Below are 16,313 nucleotides of genomic sequence, written 5' to 3' on the forward strand. Positions count from 1 at the left end.
GCGGCCCGTCTGAGCGGGGCATACGGGCCTTCATGGGTGGTACCGAATATGGCATGGTGAAGACCACTGTTTATCTGACTGATGAGCTGGAGATGCGACTCCACGCGGAAGCCGCAGCTACCGGTGTGAGCAAGGCTGAGCTCATCCGCCGGGGTATCGCCATGGTGCTGGCAGCGTCCGATCGGCCGCGGAGTACGACACCGCTGCCGGTCTTTCACGGTGGTCGGCCTCGCACGGTGCAAGAGATGGATGACGATATCTACGATCACATCAAGCAGCGCGCGGCGCGGCGATGATCATCGTTGCCGACCTCGGCCCTGTTTGCGGCGTTCGACGCCGATCAGCCTGAACATCGGTCAGCGCTGGAAGTGATGGAACGACAGGATGACTCGTACGTCGCGGCTGGTGGTCGGTCCGCCGACCGTATTTCCCTGTTCGCGTAGTTGATTCGGTGTGCCGCGGGCTGGTCGGGCCGCATCGGGGCGACGTCGAGGGTGCCATGGGCTGATCGCATGCTCGCGCTCGGGCTATCGAGGTGAGCGCGGCCAGCGGCTCCGGCCGCCTGAGCGGCGGAGGTGCGGCCGGGCGGTTCGCGAGAGGCTCGTGGCGGCGGTCCAGCAGTTGGTGAGTGGCTACGGACAGGCGATTGCGCGGCCTCATAGTGTCGCAGCCAGGAAACGCGTGATGTGGAGGACCAGTGGACTCGAAACTTGCCGAAGACCTCGCCGATTTGCCCGCGCTGCTGAATACCGTCAGTGCCGAGGCTGGGGAGGTTCTGCTGGGACTGGACAAGCGGCCGGTGGCGATGGTGCAGCAGCCACAAGCTCCGGCCGCGTTGCCGGAGGCAGGATCCGGTCTGCACCAAGCGCTTTCGGAGTTTCGGGGGCGCTGGGAACCGAGGTTCTCCGGCAGCGCCGGGCCGCGGTATCTCGGATTCGTCACCGGCGGTGCGACACCCGCGGCCATCGCCGGAGACTGGATGACCAGCGTGCTCGACCAGAACGCGATGAGCGGTGAGGATTCCGCGGCCATCGAGCTGGAGCGCGAGACGATCGGCTGGATCGGCGAGCTGTTCGGGCTGGCGGAGCACCGGGGCGCCTTCGTCACCGGGGCCACCACGTCGAACTTCGTCGGGTTGGCGATCGCGCGAGAGTGGCTGGGCGAACAGCTCGGGGTATCGGTCGCACAGGACGGTGTCGGCGCGCTCGGCCCGGTTACCGTGCTGTCGGGCACGCCGCACTCGAGTATCTTCAAGTCGCTGTCGATGCTCGGAATCGGCCGCGGCAGTGTGCAATTGGTTTCCACCCAGCCCGATCGGGAGGCCGTCGACGTCGACCGGCTCGCCGACGCGCTGGGCGCACTGTCCGGACGGCCGGCCATCGTAGTCGCCAACGCGGGCACCGTGAACACCGTCGATTTCGACGATCTGCGCGCCATTGCCGCACTGCGGCAACGCTTTCCGTTCTGGCTGCACGTGGACGGCGCGTTCGGTGCCTTCGCGGCGCTCTCGCCCGAGCATGCACACCTGGTGGACGGTCTCGCCGCAGCCGACTCGGTGTGCGTCGACCTGCACAAGTGGCTCAACGTCCCCTATGACGCCGCGGTGCAGTTTACCCGCCGCCAGGACCTACAGGTCCGAGCCTTCCTGAATTCCGCCGCCTACCTCACCGCCCCAACGGACACACCGGATTTCGGCCACTTGGTGCCGGAGAACTCGCGCCGGCTCCGCGCCCTCGCCGCCTGGTTCACCCTCGCCGCGTACGGCCGGGCAGGATATCGAGATATCGTGCAGCGCAACATCTCCTGCGCCGCACAGCTAGGCGAGGCGCTGACCGCCACCGGCCGATTCCGGCTGCTGTCGCCGGTCCGCCTCAATGTCGCCTGCTTCACCCTCGCCGACCGGCCCACCCCGGAGCGGGTGCACGCTCTCGTCCAGGCGATCGCCGATACCGGCGAAACTTTTGTCACCCCAACGGTTTACAACGGAATCCCCGCCATCCGAGCCGCCTTCAGCAATTGGCGCACGACCTCGAGGGATGTGGTGCGGGCAGGTGCGGCGATCAGCAAGGCGGCCGAAGGAATCGAATAACGGACAACCTCCTCATCTTCGCTGCGCGCGGTCAACTCTTTCCGTGTTCCTGGAAACGGTGGATCGGTTATGTCCCCTGCCGAAAAGCCCTATCTCACAACGATTCCCACGAGCAGTAACCTCGGGCTGAGGGGTACGATCCGCGCCATGTCACAACCGATAACACACGATAACCACAGTATCGAGGCGTTCTTGCAGGAGCCGGATGCGGCGCGCCTAGCCGAGATTGTCGCCGCGGATGGCGCGATCGGCGCGCTCGACGCCGCGAACGTGCTCGACCGACTCGTGACCGATGCCGTCGGCCGGCGCAGGGAGGACCCGGACGGTTTCGCGGCGCGGATGGCGTTGGTTCCAGCCCTCATCGACGCGGGTGTGGAGGTCAATCGGATCAGAACGCATGGGGGGTCCCCGCTGGCCTACATCATCTACATGGATGGGCTCGGCACCGAGGAACGGATTGCGTTGGTACGTCAGCTTGTCGACGCAGGTGCTGATCCACAGCTGCGTACGCCCGGCGAGACTTCTCACCGGGGCTCGGCGGCCGGCGCGCTGGCCGATCGTCGGGACCGCATCGCCGATCTACGCCCGCTGCTGGAGCCGACGCTCAACGACGAGGGCCGGACCGATGCGTTGATCACGTTGCTGATGAGGCTGGTATTGGACGGTGGCGACCATGGACACGTGGCCGCGGATGCCTGGCTGACAGATCTGATCGTCACAGTGCCGACCGTCGACCTGGTCGGGGGGTTGGGGCTGGCCCCGGTGCACCTGGCGGCATTGAGCGGCGACGTCGAGGTTCTGGCCCGGATTCTGGCCCGGGCCGACGATCCGAACATCGCGGTGACCGGCACCGACCGACTGTCCGTCCGACACAGCCATTCCCTGCGGTATCTGCCGGGGATGACCGCAGTCGATCTGATCGACCGGGTGCTGTTCGAGATCGATCTCGCGGCGCCGAATATCCCCGACTGGAAGCGCGATGACCACCGAACCACCGCGGACCAATTGTCTCGGTGCCGGGCCGAATTGATCCGAGCCGGCGGGCACACCGCGGCACCCGAGCCGCCCCGGCCTCCGGTGCGGTCGATGGACCTCATGGCCGATGAATGGCTGACCGCTCACCTGGTAGCCGGAAGGTCCATGTACGGCAAGCTCGATCTCGAGATGCTTGAAACCATGTGCGCGAACATGGACACGCTGGCGCAGCGGCTCGGCCTACCGCTCGTCGTGCTGTACATGGGCCAGACCGACAACACGCTCCCCAATGAGTACGCCGACTGCGTCATCGGACTGCACGTTGGCCGCGCCGAAGGGTCCGGCCTCACCGAGATCGCGTACGCCGATATAGCCACAGCACTGGAAAAGGCGCGAGCGCTGCCCTGGGACGAGATCGTCGATCAGATACCCGAAGGCACACTGCGCAACTCGCTGAGTAACAAGACCGCTATCGACGTCCTCGGTGGTGCGGTCGGGATGGTAGCCGGGTTCCAGCTCGCTTTCGGCGTTCCGGTCGACCTGCCCGACGAGGGCGACGAGTACGAGGACGAGGATGAGGACGAGCGAGACTGGGACGACGACGACGCGGTCGCCGAACTGCTCAACCAACCGGGCGGCCTCGCCGAGGTGACCCCAGATCTGGAAATCATCACCGGATGCGACCAGGGTTACATCCGAAGCCGGCCCGTCTACGGCATCGATGTGGCCTGCGGAGGCTATACCGACGTACCGATCGACATCGACTTCACCGCCGATGCACACGCTGCCCGAATCGCCACACTCGGTCAACTTGCCGACCGGGCGTCCTACTACCTGACCAGCATCTTCGACTGACTCCCACCGCGATCAGCCGGGAAAGGCCGGACTCGGGCCCGCCGGGGCGCCGATGCTCACACCCCGCAGGGAATTGTCTGTATCGGTCGTACGGTGAATCCTGTTGTTCGTCAACGGCATTCGATAAGGACTACTCGGGGGTTCGGGAGCATCGACGAGAAAGGTCCGGCTCGACTACTAGTCTGCGGCCTTACGCAGCGTTTTTCCCGCCTCGCGCAACGGGTTCGGGGCGCCTCGGAGGAGGTATGCCTCTGCGCGTAGGAGATTCGGTGCGTCGCGGAGCGGGCTTGGTGGGTCGGCCAATTGCAGGGCCGCGTCGTCGCCGTCCTGGGGGATGTCCGCGTCGGGGGTCGGGTCGTCGTTCAGGTAGTCCTGGGGGTGGGCGCTGCGCCTGCGCTGGCGCCGGTTGTAGGCGATGCTGCTGACGAAGGCGGCCGCGATGATGGCGACGCCGACGAGGCCGGTGCCGATCTCGTTGATGGGGTGGCCGGTGGACCACAGCAGCAGCACCGCGAGGGTGCCGATTGCCCAGTGCGCCCCGTGCTCGAGATAGACGTAGTCGGCCAGGGTGCCCTTGCGGACCAGGTAGACGGTGATCGAGCGGACGAACATGGCGCCGATCAGGCCGAGGCCCAGGGCGATGATGATCGGATCGGCGGTGATGGCGAACGAGCCGATCACGCCGTCGAACGAGAAGGAGGCATCCAGCACCTCCAGGTAGAGGAACCCGAAGAAGGCCGCGCGCCCGGTGGCCATAGCGACCCGGGACGGCCCGGCGGACTGCTCGTGCTCGAAATGCGCGCCCAGCCCGTCGACCAGGAGATATGTGACGATGCCCAGTGCTCCGGCGACCATCACCACATCGGCCTTCTCGTCGGGGGCCACCGCGCCCGCGACGACGACCAGCACGATCAGCGACACCACGACCGGGAACATGGTGAACCGGCCGAGCCGCGCCAGCGGGCGCTCGATCCAGCCCAGCCAGGTGGTCTCGCGCTCGGCGCAGACGAAGTTGAGGAACAGCAGCAGCAGGAACATGCCGCCGAACGTGGCGATCTTGGGATTCGCGTCGTTCAGCAGGGCCTCATAGCTGGGCTGCCCGTCCGGGAACGACAATGCGCCGTTGCCCGGCGGGTGCAGAGCCAGACTCAGCGCCTGCATCGGCCCCAGATGGGCGCTGATCGCGACCACGATCAGCGGGAACAGCAGCCGCATCCCGAAGACCGCGATCAGCACGCCGACCGAGAGGAACATGCGCTGCCAGAATCGGCTCATCCGTTCCAGCACACCGGCATTGACCACAGCATTGTCGAAAGACAGTGATACTTCGAGTATGCCGAGTACCGCAGCCAGCACCATGGCCTGCGGGCCACCGTAGAGTAGCGCTACCACCAGCGCCACCGCCGTAACGAAGAACGACGGAGCAAATACTCGCACAAACATGACGCGCCTTTCGTCAGCCCTGCCTGAGCCCGCGGCGTGCTCTCCGACGGATTACGGCACCGTCGTGGTGATCGAAACCCTTCAGTAGATTCTGACAGCCGCGTGGCACACACGACAATCGTTACGGGGTGCAAGTCGAAAAGACGCAGGTGCAGCGGGTGCGAGTGACAAAGGTCATGGAGTGTCGAACCGTGGCGTCCACGAGTCGGCCGTGCCTGGAGAGGGCGATTCGCCTCGACCTACGGCCATTCCCCGCGCTGTTCGGCCAGCACCATCCGCACCTGAGTCATCAAGGCCCGCACCAGGTCCGTGCGGCTGTACTGCCCCCGCGCGCTGAGTGCGTCCAGGGTGAGGCCGTCGACCACGGCCAGCAGGATTGTCGCGTGAACCTCGGGGAAGGCGATGCCGCCCGCGGCCAGCTGCGCGCCGAGCTCGTCCCGGATCTCCGCGAGGGTGCGGCGCTGAATCTCGGCGAGGGAGTCGTTCGTAGCCGCGCGGGCGGCGAACGCGAGCATCACGCGGGCCTCGCGTTCGCGCTCGTCGTCCAGCGGAAGTAGTTGCCGCAGCGCGCAGCTCAGCCGATCCTCGAGCGGTGCCTCGGGGTCGACCCCGGCCAGGCGCCCGCGCACGCGGTCGACGAGCTGGGCGAAGGCGAAGGTGTAGAGCTCGTCCTTCGTCGTGAAGTGGTGCTGCACCGCACCGATCGACACCCCCGCGGCCTGGGCCACCTCGCGAATGCTCGCCGCCTCGAGCCCCCGGCTGCCCGCGATATCGAAGACGGCGTCGGTCAGCAACTCCGGACTCGTCGATCCGTATCTCCGCACATCGACAACCATACACTCGTATGGAACAATACGATCGTATGGAAGCCCTTCCGAATACGGAACGCCGCACGACATCCCGGTCCCGCGCCGTCGGCACCGGGTCCCTCGTCATGGCCGCACTCGTGTGGATCTGGTGGGCACTGGATCCCACCGCCCCGCATTCACCCTTGCTGCCCGGGGTGGTGACCGTGCTGCTGGCCGTCAATATCCCGCTGACGGCGCGGTGGCCGGACCGCAAGCGGGCCGCAGTCGCCGCCTTCCAGCGTCTGCTACTGAACCCGGCCGTGCGGTTGATGTTCCGAATCGGCTTCGTGCCCTTCGGATATGCGTTGATCGAGACGGTCGGCCGGCGCACCGGCCGCCGCTATCGCACCCCGGTCGGCAACGGCCTGACCGGAAACACCTTCTGGATCATCGCCGAACACGGCTACCGCGCGGGATACGTGGCCAATCTCGTTGCCGAGCCGTCGGTTCGGGTGAAGTTCCGGCGCGGTTGGCGTTTCGTCTGGCATACGGGCCGCGCCACGGTCCTGCCCGACGACCCGCCCCTGCGCAGGCAGCGCGAGCTGTCCCGCCTACATCCGCTGCGCCTGCTCAACGCGATGGTGGTCCGAACCCTCGGCACGGAACTGCTCGTCATCCGCATCGACCTGGATGCCGAAACACCCTGAGGCTCAGCTGGATATGCGGGTCGATCCGCCTGTGTCCGAGACCGAGGCCCGGCGAGCCGAATCGACCGGCGCGATCGCGGATTCGATGCGGGACAGGGGATCTCACGACAAGGCTCGGTACATCCGAACATTGGAAAGGGTGCTCGGGGACCAGGTGTGTGTGGGCGACTTGGCGGTTTGGTGCGTGCGCCGCGGTAGTCGATGAGGGGTTGCCTGGTCAGCCAACCCCGAGCAGCGCCGCCAGGTGCCGCGGGGACGGGGAGCCGTGGGCGAGCATGGCATCGTGCCACTGCCGCAACGGCATCCCGGCCGGACGGGCGGCGGCGACCGCGGAAACCTCGCTGTAGCCGACGAAATAGGTCGATAGCTGGGTGGAGCTCAGCTGGGCGCGGCGCCACTTGCCCGCGGCCTCGCCCTCCTCCTGGAATCCGCGGCGCAACATCAGATCCATGGCCTGGTCCTGCGTCATGCCGTCGCAGTGCACGCCCTGATCCAGGATCGCGTTGATGGTCATGCGCAGATGCGATTTGAGCCGCTGCAGCCGCACCGGCAGGCCGCCGAAGCCGTGCTCGGACATCAGTTCCTCGGCGTAGACGGCCCAGCCCTCGATGAAGGTGCCACTGGCGCACAGCCCCCGCGCGGGCGTGGAGCCGCGGAATCGCCGGGCGTGCGCGAGCTGTAGATAATGGCCCGGCATCGCCTCGTGCACGGTGAGATTGCGCATCATATGGTTGTTGTACTCGCGATAGAACGAGGCCGACCGCTCGGCGCTCCAGTCCGCGGGCGTCGGCGCGATGGCGAAAAATGTTGGTAGGTCCGCCGTTTCGAGCGGTCCGACGGAATCGCAGTAGGCGACGGCGACGCCGCGGGCGAACTCGGGCATCTCCTGCACGACCAGTGGGTCCTCGATCAGGGTTGCCAGATCATGCTCGGCCACACAGTCTTTCGCCTCCTGCAAGGCAGCGGTCGCGACGGCGACAACGGTGTGGTTGTCCGGATGATCGGCGGCGAGTGCATTCAGCGCAGCCCGCACGGTGTCGTCGTCCGGCGCGGCGACGCCGAGGAACTCACCTGCGGCCGACCGTATTTCGTCCGAAACCCGCTCCAGGTGGGCATGTGCGCGATCCAGCACCTGAGCCGCGCCGAGTTCGGTGTCGAGGGTGTGCCAGAGCTTGGCCTCCCAGAGCCGCCGGCCCAGGCGGGGATCGCGCTCGGAGCGGTCGAGCCGGTCGCCGAGCCAGCCGGTGAACTCCTCCAGTGCCGCCACCGCCGCGTCGGCGACCGGGGCGATCCGTGCGCCCGGCACCTGTGCGGCCAGCGCGGGCGCCTGGTCGCGGATCAATGCCGCGACCCCGCCGAACTGCCCGATCGCGGTCTCGACGTGGACGCGGGGGCACTCGCCCAGCGTGGTGCGCGCGGTGGCCAGGGCATCCGGCAGCGCCGTCAGCCGGGCGGCGAGGAGCTCCAGCCGGTCCCCGGGCGGGGCGAAGGGCCGCTCCACGAGGCCGTACAGCAGCGGTCCGGGGTTGTGCACCAGGGGATTCCACTCGTGCTCGCGCAGCTCCTCGATCGTGAACAGCCTGCCGTCGACCTCCTGCTGCAGCAGCGCATGATCCACCCGGTCCTGCGCGCCGAGCTCGTCGTCGTCGATCTCGGCCAGCGCATGCGAGGCCTCGCGCAGCATGGCGGCCTGCGCGCGCACAGCCTCGGCCGACAGATCCGGCAACCGGTCGTCGGCCCGATGGTCGCCGACGTAGTACGCGGTCACCGGGTCGGACGACAGGATCGCATCGATGATCCGCCCGGCCCGCTGCACAAAGCTCTCGGTCATGCGCGCGACGTTACCCGGTCATCTCCCGGCCGCATCGGCATGCGATCCCGACGAAATCCCGACGAATCTGTCAGTAGTCGGGTCGACTGTGCGGGCACGAGTGCGTCGTGCCCGGGCGCGCGGCCCGGTGACGAAATCGAGGGTCTCGGATCCACACGGCTCCACGGTGATCGGCCAGTAGGACCCACAGATTCGCGAAGGAGCGCGCAGGACGGGCCCGGCGATCGTCGTGACTCTTGTGCGAACAGACCACGACGTGGAGTCGGGGTTGCGGCGGATCAGTACCAGTGGTGGAGCTGCCAGAACGCCCAGGCCCCGTCCGGACTGCCGTAACGTTCGCACATGTAGTCGTACGCCCAGCGGATCTGAGTGGCCGCGTTGTACCGCCAGTCCAGGCCGTAGCCGGCCATCTTCTCCGGCGGCAGGGCCTGGCCGAGGCCGTACGCGCCGGTCTTCGGGTTGACCGCCACCACGTTCCAGCTGCTCTCGTGTGTGATGACCTGGTCGAACGAGGGGAACTCGCCGGTCGGAACGATCATCAGGGCCACCGCCCGGGGCGTGATGCTGGTGAGCGGCAGGATCAGGCCCAGCCCCATGCCGGTCAGATTCGGCCCGAGCCGGGCCGATCCGGTGGCGGATCCGCTGGCCGAGCCGCTGGCGGATCCGGTGGCCGCCGAGCCCGTCGCGGCGGTCGGCGCCACCTCGTCCGCGCACAGGACCGTGCAATCCGCCCGGGCCGGGGGTGTGGCGCAGAGTGTCAGGGCTGATATCGATAGTGCTGCGGTGCAGAGCAGTTCGGCGGTGAGCCGGGACGGTCGCTGTATCGACATGTCGAGTCCTTCCACATCGACCGGCGAGGCCGGCACATTCGAATTGCGAAAGGGAGCTCGACACAGCAAATCACGAGCTCATAGCCGTTTCGGTAAGGCGGTCACACTGTGTCCGCACCGTTACAAGATCGTTTGGAAACGCGCGGCGTGTCCGAGGTGGACCGGGCGCGGCGTTCGCCGCCGGACGCGTGGCTCAGGTCAGATAGCGCGTGAGGTGGGGCAGCGCCTCGACGGGGTGGCGGGCGTCGATGCCAGCGCCGATCTCGCTGTACTGCCAGCCGGAGCTGGTGCGCAGGAGCAGGCCCATGATCAGTCCGGTGTGCGGACCCCGCAGCAGCGTGTGCCGCGCGACCTCCGCGCCCGTGCGCGCATCGACCAGGCGGCAGAAGCCGTTGCGGACGTCGTTGAAAGTCTGTCCCGTATAACAGGTTACGAGCAGCACTATCGCGGTGATCCGCTCGGGCAGGCGGCTCAGCTCGATGGTGATCAGCTCGTCGTCGCCGCTGCCGTCGCCGGTGAGATTGTCCCCGTGCAGGCGCACCGCGCCGTCGGCCGCGCTCAGCTGCTCGCTGTAGGCGACCTCGATCAGCTCGGTGTCCGCGAACAGCAGGGCCGCCGCGTTCAGATCGATGTCGTCCGGGCGCGCGCGGAACATCCGCCACCGCGGGGGATCCCAGCCCAGCCCCATGGCCAGATAGTCGTGCGGCGCATCGCCCGCGGTGGGCAGTGGTATCGGCACCGTCTGCTCCCTTTCGTGGGAAGTCCCCGGTTGAGGAATCAATGTTGTTGTCCCACTCTAGGTGCCGGGCGCGAACCCCGACCGGCGCGTGCTTGGGCTTTTCGGTCGGGGCACTTGTGATTTCCGGACGCGGCATGTGTTGAAGCGGACACATGTTGTGTCATTTCGGACATATTCACGACTCCGTGCGGTACGCGGCTGTTCCCACCATTAGGGTTTCCATCCAATAGACAGCCAGGGTCGGCTGTGTAAGTAAGTGGTGAACAGGTGGCCGCGGATGAGCTCGATATCCCCGACGTCGGCGCAAACGGACAACCCGAGTCTGGTGGGGCGCACGCCGGAGGTCCTACGGATCGCCGCCCAGATCGACAGAACCCTCTCGGGCCGAGGGGGATTCATCATCGTCGAGGGCGAGCCGGGGATCGGCAAGACGATGCTGATCGAACAGGCCGCCACCATGGCGACGGTGCGTGGGATGCGGGTGCTCCGGGGGGCGGCCGCGGAGCTCGAGGAACGGATTCCCTTCGCCGCCATGACTTCCTGCCTCGGGAAGCCGCCGCCGGAGAGCGCCGAGCCGCCCGAGGCCGAACCGGCGGCCGTCCACGCCGTCGTCGAGATGCTGAGCCGGTGGTGCGCCGAGGGCCCGATGGTGGTGCTCCTGGACGATATTCAGTGGGCCGATGCCGCAAGTCTGTCGGTGCTGCGGCGCCTCGGGGAGCTCGTCGATGCGCTGCCGATCATGGTCATGGTCACCTTGCGGCCGTACCCGGTCCGCGAGGGGTTGCCGCGGCTGCTGGAGGAATTCGAGGCCCGGGGCGCGCAGCGATTCGTCCTGGACCGCTTGACGGATGCCGAGGTGGAGTTGCTGATCGAGCGCTCGATCGGAGCGCCGCCCCCGGTAGAGCTGGCGGCGGTGGCGGCCGAGGCCGGTGGTAATCCGCTGTACGTCATCGAGTTGGTGACCGGATTGCTGGCGTCCGGCGCGCTCACCGTCGACCGCGCCGACGATCGGGCGGCATCGGCGCGGCTCAGTGCCGCCGGTGCGACCGAATTGCCGGCGCGCCTGATCGAGACGGTGACCCAGCGGCTGGACGGGCTGCCGGAATCGGCCGCGCACGTGCTCGCGGTCGCGGCGGCGCTGATTCCGCAGGTCGAAACCGCCGACCTGGCCCTGGTCCTGGGCACCTCGCCCGCCGAGGTGCTGACCGCGGTGCGCGCCGCGCAGCAGGCCCGGCTGCTGACATACCAGGACGGTGAGCTGACCTTCCGGTACGGCATCGTGCGCCGGGTGCTCGGCAGAACCGTGTCGGCCTCGGTCCGGACCGCACTGCTGCGCCATACGGCGACCCAGCTCATCGCGCGCAGCGCGTCGGTGGTCCGGATCGCGCGGTATGTGTACGCCGATCTCGGGCCGCCGAGTCAGTGGATGATCGACTGGCTCGCGTCCTCGGCCCCGGCCCTGATCGCTCTCGAGCCCGCCCTGGCGGCGGACCTGATCGGCCGGTCCGTCACCGCGCCCAGCGTCGCGATGGCGGATCGAGATCGGCTGCGGCCGCATCTGATTCGAGCACTGATGCGAAGCGGGCGGTCGGATGCGGCCGCGCTCATGCTCGCAACGGCCCGGGCGGAGGCAGGCGGCCGCGCGGTCGATGACGAGCTGCAGACGCTGGCGATCCAGCTCAGCTGTGTGCGTGGCCGGTGGGACCAGGTGCTCGAAGATATCCGAGAGGCCCTGGCGCGCAACGAGTTGCCGCCCGAGGTCGGGCGCCGGTATAGCTGCCTGGCCGCCGCCGCGCTGTTCTATCTGGGGCGGTACGACGATGCCCGGCGAGAGGCCGAGCGCGTCATGGAACTCGGTGCGGCAGCACAGGATTACCTGACCGTGCGCAGCGGCAGGCTGGTGCTGGGCATGCTGTACTACGCCGAAGGACAGGTCGATCTGGCGCTACGGGAGAGCGAGCAGCTCATCGAGGCGGCCAACAGCGGCTTTGCGGTCCCGGAGCAGTGGGATATGCACGTCGACGCGCAGCTCCTGCGGGCCTTCAGCCTGGTCGACGCGGATCGGCTGGCCGAGGCCGACGCGGCGTTCGAGAATGTCGTGCTGCGTGCCGGGCGAAGCTACGGCGTGTACCAGGCGATCAGTCTGCTGACGCAGGCCCGCGTGCACTTCCTCGCGGGACGCTGGGACGCCGCGCTGGATACCGCTCAGGAATGTCTGAAGATCCCGGATTCTCGCGGTCTGGACGTGTCCGCGCGTGGCCTGATCGCCGTCATTGCCATCATGCGCGGTGCGGCCCCGGCCGATGTCGTCACGGACGAGATTCGCGAGAAGACGGGAGTCCGTGGATACCAGCAGTATCGAGCCTGGGCGATCGCCTTCGAACACGAGTCCCGCGGAGATCTGCACGAGGCGCTGCGCGTGCTGGTGCACGCTCTCGACACGGCCGCCGCCGACCCCACGTCCGTGACGCTGTCCGACCTGTATCCCAGCGTGGCGCGGTTGGCCATGCAGACGGGCGATGCGCAGGCCGCCGCGACGATTGCCGCCCGGGCGGAGAAGATGGTCGCCATCCAGCCCACGACCGGCAGGCAGGCTGTTGCCTGGCTGTGCCGGGGGCTGGCGGAGGGCTGCGCCGATCTGGTGGAGCAGTCGGTCGAGGCCTTCACCGCGGCGGGCCGCCCGGCGTATGCCGCCGAGGCGCAGGAATGCCTCGCGGTCATGCTGATCGGCGCCGACCGCAAGGACGAGGCGAAGGCGGCCGGGAGTGCGGCCCTCGAGCGCTTCGCGGCCGTGGGCGCCCAATGGTCGGTCGCTCGGGCGCAGGCGCGGATGCGCGCCAGTGGGCTGCGGCCCGGTCGCCGCGGGCCGCGTCGGCGGCCCAAGAGCGGCTGGGAGGCGCTGACCGTCACCGAACAGCGGGTGGCGGTTCAGGTGGCGGAGGGATGCAGCAATGCCGAGATCGCCGAGCAGATGTTCCTGTCGCGGCGGACGGTGCAGACCCACGTATCGAGCATCCTGTCGAAACTGGGCCTGCATTCGCGTGTGCACGTGGCGGTGGCCTATGCGCAGCGATCGTGACGGCCGGGCGGCGAGCCTGACATCGCGTCAATGTTGATGGAACGTTAGGTAACGGGACGATACTTCATGACTCATATGTCGACTCTTAGATCAACGTGCCGTTACATGGCGGCACAAGCCCTTGATCCTTACGGGATCCTGAGCTAGCGTTCGAGTACAGCGAATTCGCTGCATTCCGGGGACTGTTGAGCAGCCCTGATGACGTCCGACCAATGGGCACGCACCTGTTCGGCGTGGCCTCGGCATTCCCGGAGACGGCTATGAACATCCTCACCACACCCGCATCGATCGCGGGATCGCATGTACCGGCCCATCATTCGGCCACACCCACCTCTGCGCCGGCGCACCGGCGTCCGCCGTGCGCCGAGGTGCCCAACGACTGGGACCTCGATGTGGGCACCCCCGACTCGTGGCGCACGGCGGTCATGACCTGCCAGCGCTGCCCCCTGTTCGCGCAGTGCGAGGACATGGCGAAAGGCCTGATCGAGCGTGGCCTGGGTCCGCGCGCGATGATCTGGGCCGGAGTGGCCTATGACGGCGCCGGCCGGGTCGTGGAGAACCTCGATCGGCACCGCGTCGCCGCTCTCGATCACAAGCGCCCGTTGCGCATCATCCGCAACGGTGAGCGCCCGCAGACCTCGGAGTCCGCGCCGGCGGTGCCGCGGCGGCGGCTGGTGCTGGGGCGGCGCGTGCGGCCGACCGCGGCCGCGGTCTGAGTCGCGTCGGTTGATGTTGAGAATCGTTGTGATGGTGGATATTCGATGACAGTGCTGGCGTTGGCGATCGGTCCGGCGGAGCTCGTGGCGGCCCAGGTGGCCGAAGACGTCGACGACGAGGACATCCGGCGTGTTCCCGTAACGGACCGAACCTCTTGGGAGACTTGCCGGGACCTGTTGTACGAGGTTGCCCAGGGCGCCAATGTCGCATCCGTGGGCATCGGATCCGTGGGGCCGGTCGATATGGCTGCGGGAGTGGTCGCGCCGTCCGGAATTGCGCAGTGGCGTGCGGGATTCGGCATCGTCGATGCGGCGCGCAAGGCATTTCCGGGCGCCGAGGTGAACCTGGCGGTGGACGGTGTCTGTGTGGCGCAGGCGGAGCGGGCCTTCGGTGCGACACGTGGTGTGATGGATGCGGTGTCGCTCTCGGTGTCGGGGCATATCGCCGGCGGCGTCATGATGGGCGGGTTCGTGGCCGTGGGGCGCACCGGAAACGCCGGGCATATAGGCCATCTGCTCGTCCCGGGCTTCGATGAACGCTGCGCGTGTGGGGGCCACGGCTGCCTCGAGGCGGTCGCGAGCGGGTCCGCCATGCTCGGCTGGGCGCGGGCGCACGGTTGGGGTGGAACCACGTTGACCGAGCTGATCGCGGCCGCGGACCTCGGCGAGGAGGCCGCGGCCGCGGCGGCTGGTCGTGCGGGTGTCGCGCTGGGGCGAGCCATCGCGTCGGTGGCCGCGCTGTTGGACATCGATCTGGTTGTGCTGGGCGGCGCCGTGGCCGAATGCGGTCCGGCACTGTGGAAGCCGCTGGGTGAAGCTGTCGCCGAACATGCCCGCCTGAGCTATCTTCCCGGGCTGCGGGTGGTGCCCTCGCCGTTGGGGGAGCTCGGTGTGCTCGCGGGTGCCGGTGTGTTGGCCATGGCCGGGTCTTCGGCCGGCAGCCAATGACCGAATTGAATGTACCGCTATTTGACGGTACATTGAATGGGTCATGTGAATCTCGTCGGGTCGTCGGATCCGACCGGACGGCTGAGAGTGCGATGCGTAGCGGCGCAGTGACCCCCTGGGTGACCCTCGAAACCCTGGCACCGAATGCCCTCTCGGTCGCCTCGGTCGGGGAGGCGCCGCGCGAATTCGCCGCCTGGGAGCGGGTGGTGCAGCGGCTGCTCGGGAAGATGCCCGCGGTATACGACGGCATGTCCACCCACCAGATCGCGGAGGCGATCGGGGTCGTGCGCGATCGGGCGCACGCCCTCGATCGCCGGATTCGCACCAATTCGGGGCCGTATCTACTTCGGCTGCGACCGGTGTTCGGCCCGGCCGGTGATGTGCATGCGATTCAGCTGTGGTTGGGGCCTGATACGGGGTCCACGCCCGAGCCGCCTGTCGCGGTGGGCGCGGTGTGGGATCTGGACGCGCAGACCGTGCGGCTGCCCAGTGGTGCCGCGGCCCTGCCAGGCATGTCGCCGCAGGACTTCGTTCCGGGGATGTCGATTGCGGAGATCTTTCACCGCATGAGTGCTTTCGATCTGCACGCCGAGGTGCTCGATCTGCTCTACGAGCCGAAGCCGGGCGACAAAATGCAGTTCGATGTCACCGTTCCCGCCAGGTCGGGGCCTACCGGACGTTGGCGGGTCACCATCCGCGCGCGCGACGACCGGTCCACCCGGGGCGCCTGGTGGTTGATCGAGGACGTCTCCGCGGGCAGGCCCGCCGTGCGCTGGCCGACGCTGGAGAATGTCGGCCTGCGCGAGGCGCATCGCCGGGCCGGCAACCATTTGGCCGTCCTGCAGCTCGAATACACCAGCATCTCGCACTGGCTGACCGATCCCGCACCCTGGATCCGCTGGGATTACCTGTTCCGCGCGGTCGACGTGTTCCACCCGGACGACCGCGGTGCTCTTGCCGGGCTCGGCGATCAGCTGCGCACCGGCGGCACCGCCGGCATGACGCTTCGCGTCCTCAACTACAGCGGCGGGTACACCCCGACCTCGGTGCTGCTGTATCCCTATCCCGGATATTCCGCGCGGCAGCTGGCCATTGCGCAACTGGTGCGCGTGGCCGACGGCCAGCCGATGCTGGAAACGCACCGGAGTGGGCCGTCGGCGCCGGTCGGATACGACGATCAACTGCGGTACCGGCTGAGTCGCGCCGCCGGTCGGTTAGCCGATCTCCCCAATAATGGGAACAGTGGAGTAATGGACGACACGTCATTCTCCTTACCATTTATAGAGTGCGGACTCTGACGACTCGGACGACTG

At 67.8% G+C, this 16,313-nt stretch carries 13 protein-coding genes; 8 read left to right on the forward strand and 5 right to left on the reverse strand.

Annotated features, from left to right (window positions below; genetic code table 11):
• Window positions 1-32 precede the first annotated feature (32 nt).
• From KO481_RS35345 to KO481_RS35355, 3 genes are all read left to right on the forward strand, one after another.
• Window positions 33-296, forward strand: a complete 264-nt coding sequence (locus KO481_RS35345) for a ribbon-helix-helix domain-containing protein (protein ID WP_215922851.1) — start codon at window positions 33-35, stop codon at window positions 294-296.
• A gap of 401 nt (window positions 297-697) precedes the next feature.
• Complete coding sequence (locus KO481_RS35350) at window positions 698-2,089, forward strand: pyridoxal phosphate-dependent decarboxylase family protein (RefSeq protein WP_215922852.1); 1,392 nt, start codon at window positions 698-700, stop codon at window positions 2,087-2,089.
• A gap of 147 nt (window positions 2,090-2,236) precedes the next feature.
• Window positions 2,237-3,919 carry an ankyrin repeat domain-containing protein gene (locus KO481_RS35355; protein WP_215922853.1) on the forward strand — a complete coding sequence of 561 codons (1,683 nt, stop codon included), beginning with the start codon at window positions 2,237-2,239 and terminating at the stop codon, window positions 3,917-3,919.
• Between the two features lie 177 nt (window positions 3,920-4,096).
• Here KO481_RS35355 and KO481_RS35360 read toward each other — a convergent pair whose 3' ends face one another.
• The gene (locus KO481_RS35360) at window positions 4,097-5,362 is read right to left on the reverse strand and encodes a DUF475 domain-containing protein (protein WP_215922854.1); all 1,266 of its coding nucleotides are present in this window, start codon (window positions 5,360-5,362) and stop codon (window positions 4,097-4,099) included.
• Window positions 5,363-5,601: 239 nt separating this feature from the next.
• A complete protein-coding gene (locus KO481_RS35365; RefSeq protein ID WP_215922855.1) occupies window positions 5,602-6,186 on the reverse strand; it encodes a TetR/AcrR family transcriptional regulator in 585 nt (194 codons plus the stop codon).
• Between the two features lie 38 nt (window positions 6,187-6,224).
• Between KO481_RS35365 and KO481_RS35370 the strand changes: the two genes are divergently transcribed.
• Window positions 6,225-6,857: a nitroreductase/quinone reductase family protein gene (locus tag KO481_RS35370; RefSeq protein ID WP_215922856.1), complete on the forward strand. Its 633-nt coding sequence runs from the start codon at window positions 6,225-6,227 to the stop codon at window positions 6,855-6,857.
• 217 nt (window positions 6,858-7,074) lie between these two features.
• On the opposite strand, the gene KO481_RS35375 is transcribed toward KO481_RS35370, so the two are convergent.
• From KO481_RS35375 to KO481_RS35385, 3 genes are all read right to left on the reverse strand, one after another.
• Window positions 7,075-8,688, reverse strand: a complete 1,614-nt coding sequence (locus tag KO481_RS35375; protein WP_215922857.1) for a DUF885 domain-containing protein — start codon at window positions 8,686-8,688, stop codon at window positions 7,075-7,077.
• 278 nt (window positions 8,689-8,966) lie between these two features.
• Window positions 8,967-9,518, reverse strand: coding sequence for an aggregation-promoting factor C-terminal-like domain-containing protein (locus tag KO481_RS35380; protein ID WP_215922858.1), 552 nt, complete (start codon window positions 9,516-9,518; stop codon window positions 8,967-8,969).
• A 193-nt stretch (window positions 9,519-9,711) separates the two neighbouring features.
• A complete protein-coding gene (locus KO481_RS35385; RefSeq protein WP_308166900.1) occupies window positions 9,712-10,257 on the reverse strand; it encodes a TerD family protein in 546 nt (181 codons plus the stop codon).
• Window positions 10,258-10,534: 277 nt separating this feature from the next.
• Between KO481_RS35385 and KO481_RS35390 the strand changes: the two genes are divergently transcribed.
• From KO481_RS35390 to KO481_RS35405, 4 genes are all read left to right on the forward strand, one after another.
• The gene (locus KO481_RS35390) at window positions 10,535-13,336 is read left to right on the forward strand and encodes an AAA family ATPase (protein WP_215922859.1); all 2,802 of its coding nucleotides are present in this window, start codon (window positions 10,535-10,537) and stop codon (window positions 13,334-13,336) included.
• 212 nt (window positions 13,337-13,548) lie between these two features.
• On the forward strand, window positions 13,549-14,052 hold the full coding sequence (locus tag KO481_RS35395; RefSeq protein ID WP_215922860.1) for a hypothetical protein: 504 nt from the start codon (window positions 13,549-13,551) through the stop codon (window positions 14,050-14,052).
• A 45-nt stretch (window positions 14,053-14,097) separates the two neighbouring features.
• The gene (locus KO481_RS35400) at window positions 14,098-15,000 is read left to right on the forward strand and encodes an ROK family protein (protein WP_215922861.1); all 903 of its coding nucleotides are present in this window, start codon (window positions 14,098-14,100) and stop codon (window positions 14,998-15,000) included.
• Between the two features lie 92 nt (window positions 15,001-15,092).
• Window positions 15,093-16,298, forward strand: coding sequence for a GAF domain-containing protein (locus KO481_RS35405; protein WP_245401981.1), 1,206 nt, complete (start codon window positions 15,093-15,095; stop codon window positions 16,296-16,298).
• Window positions 16,299-16,313: the final 15 nt, after the last annotated feature.

This window comes from Nocardia albiluteola, from assembly GCF_018860155.1.
Classification (GTDB): domain Bacteria; phylum Actinomycetota; class Actinomycetes; order Mycobacteriales; family Mycobacteriaceae; genus Nocardia; species Nocardia albiluteola.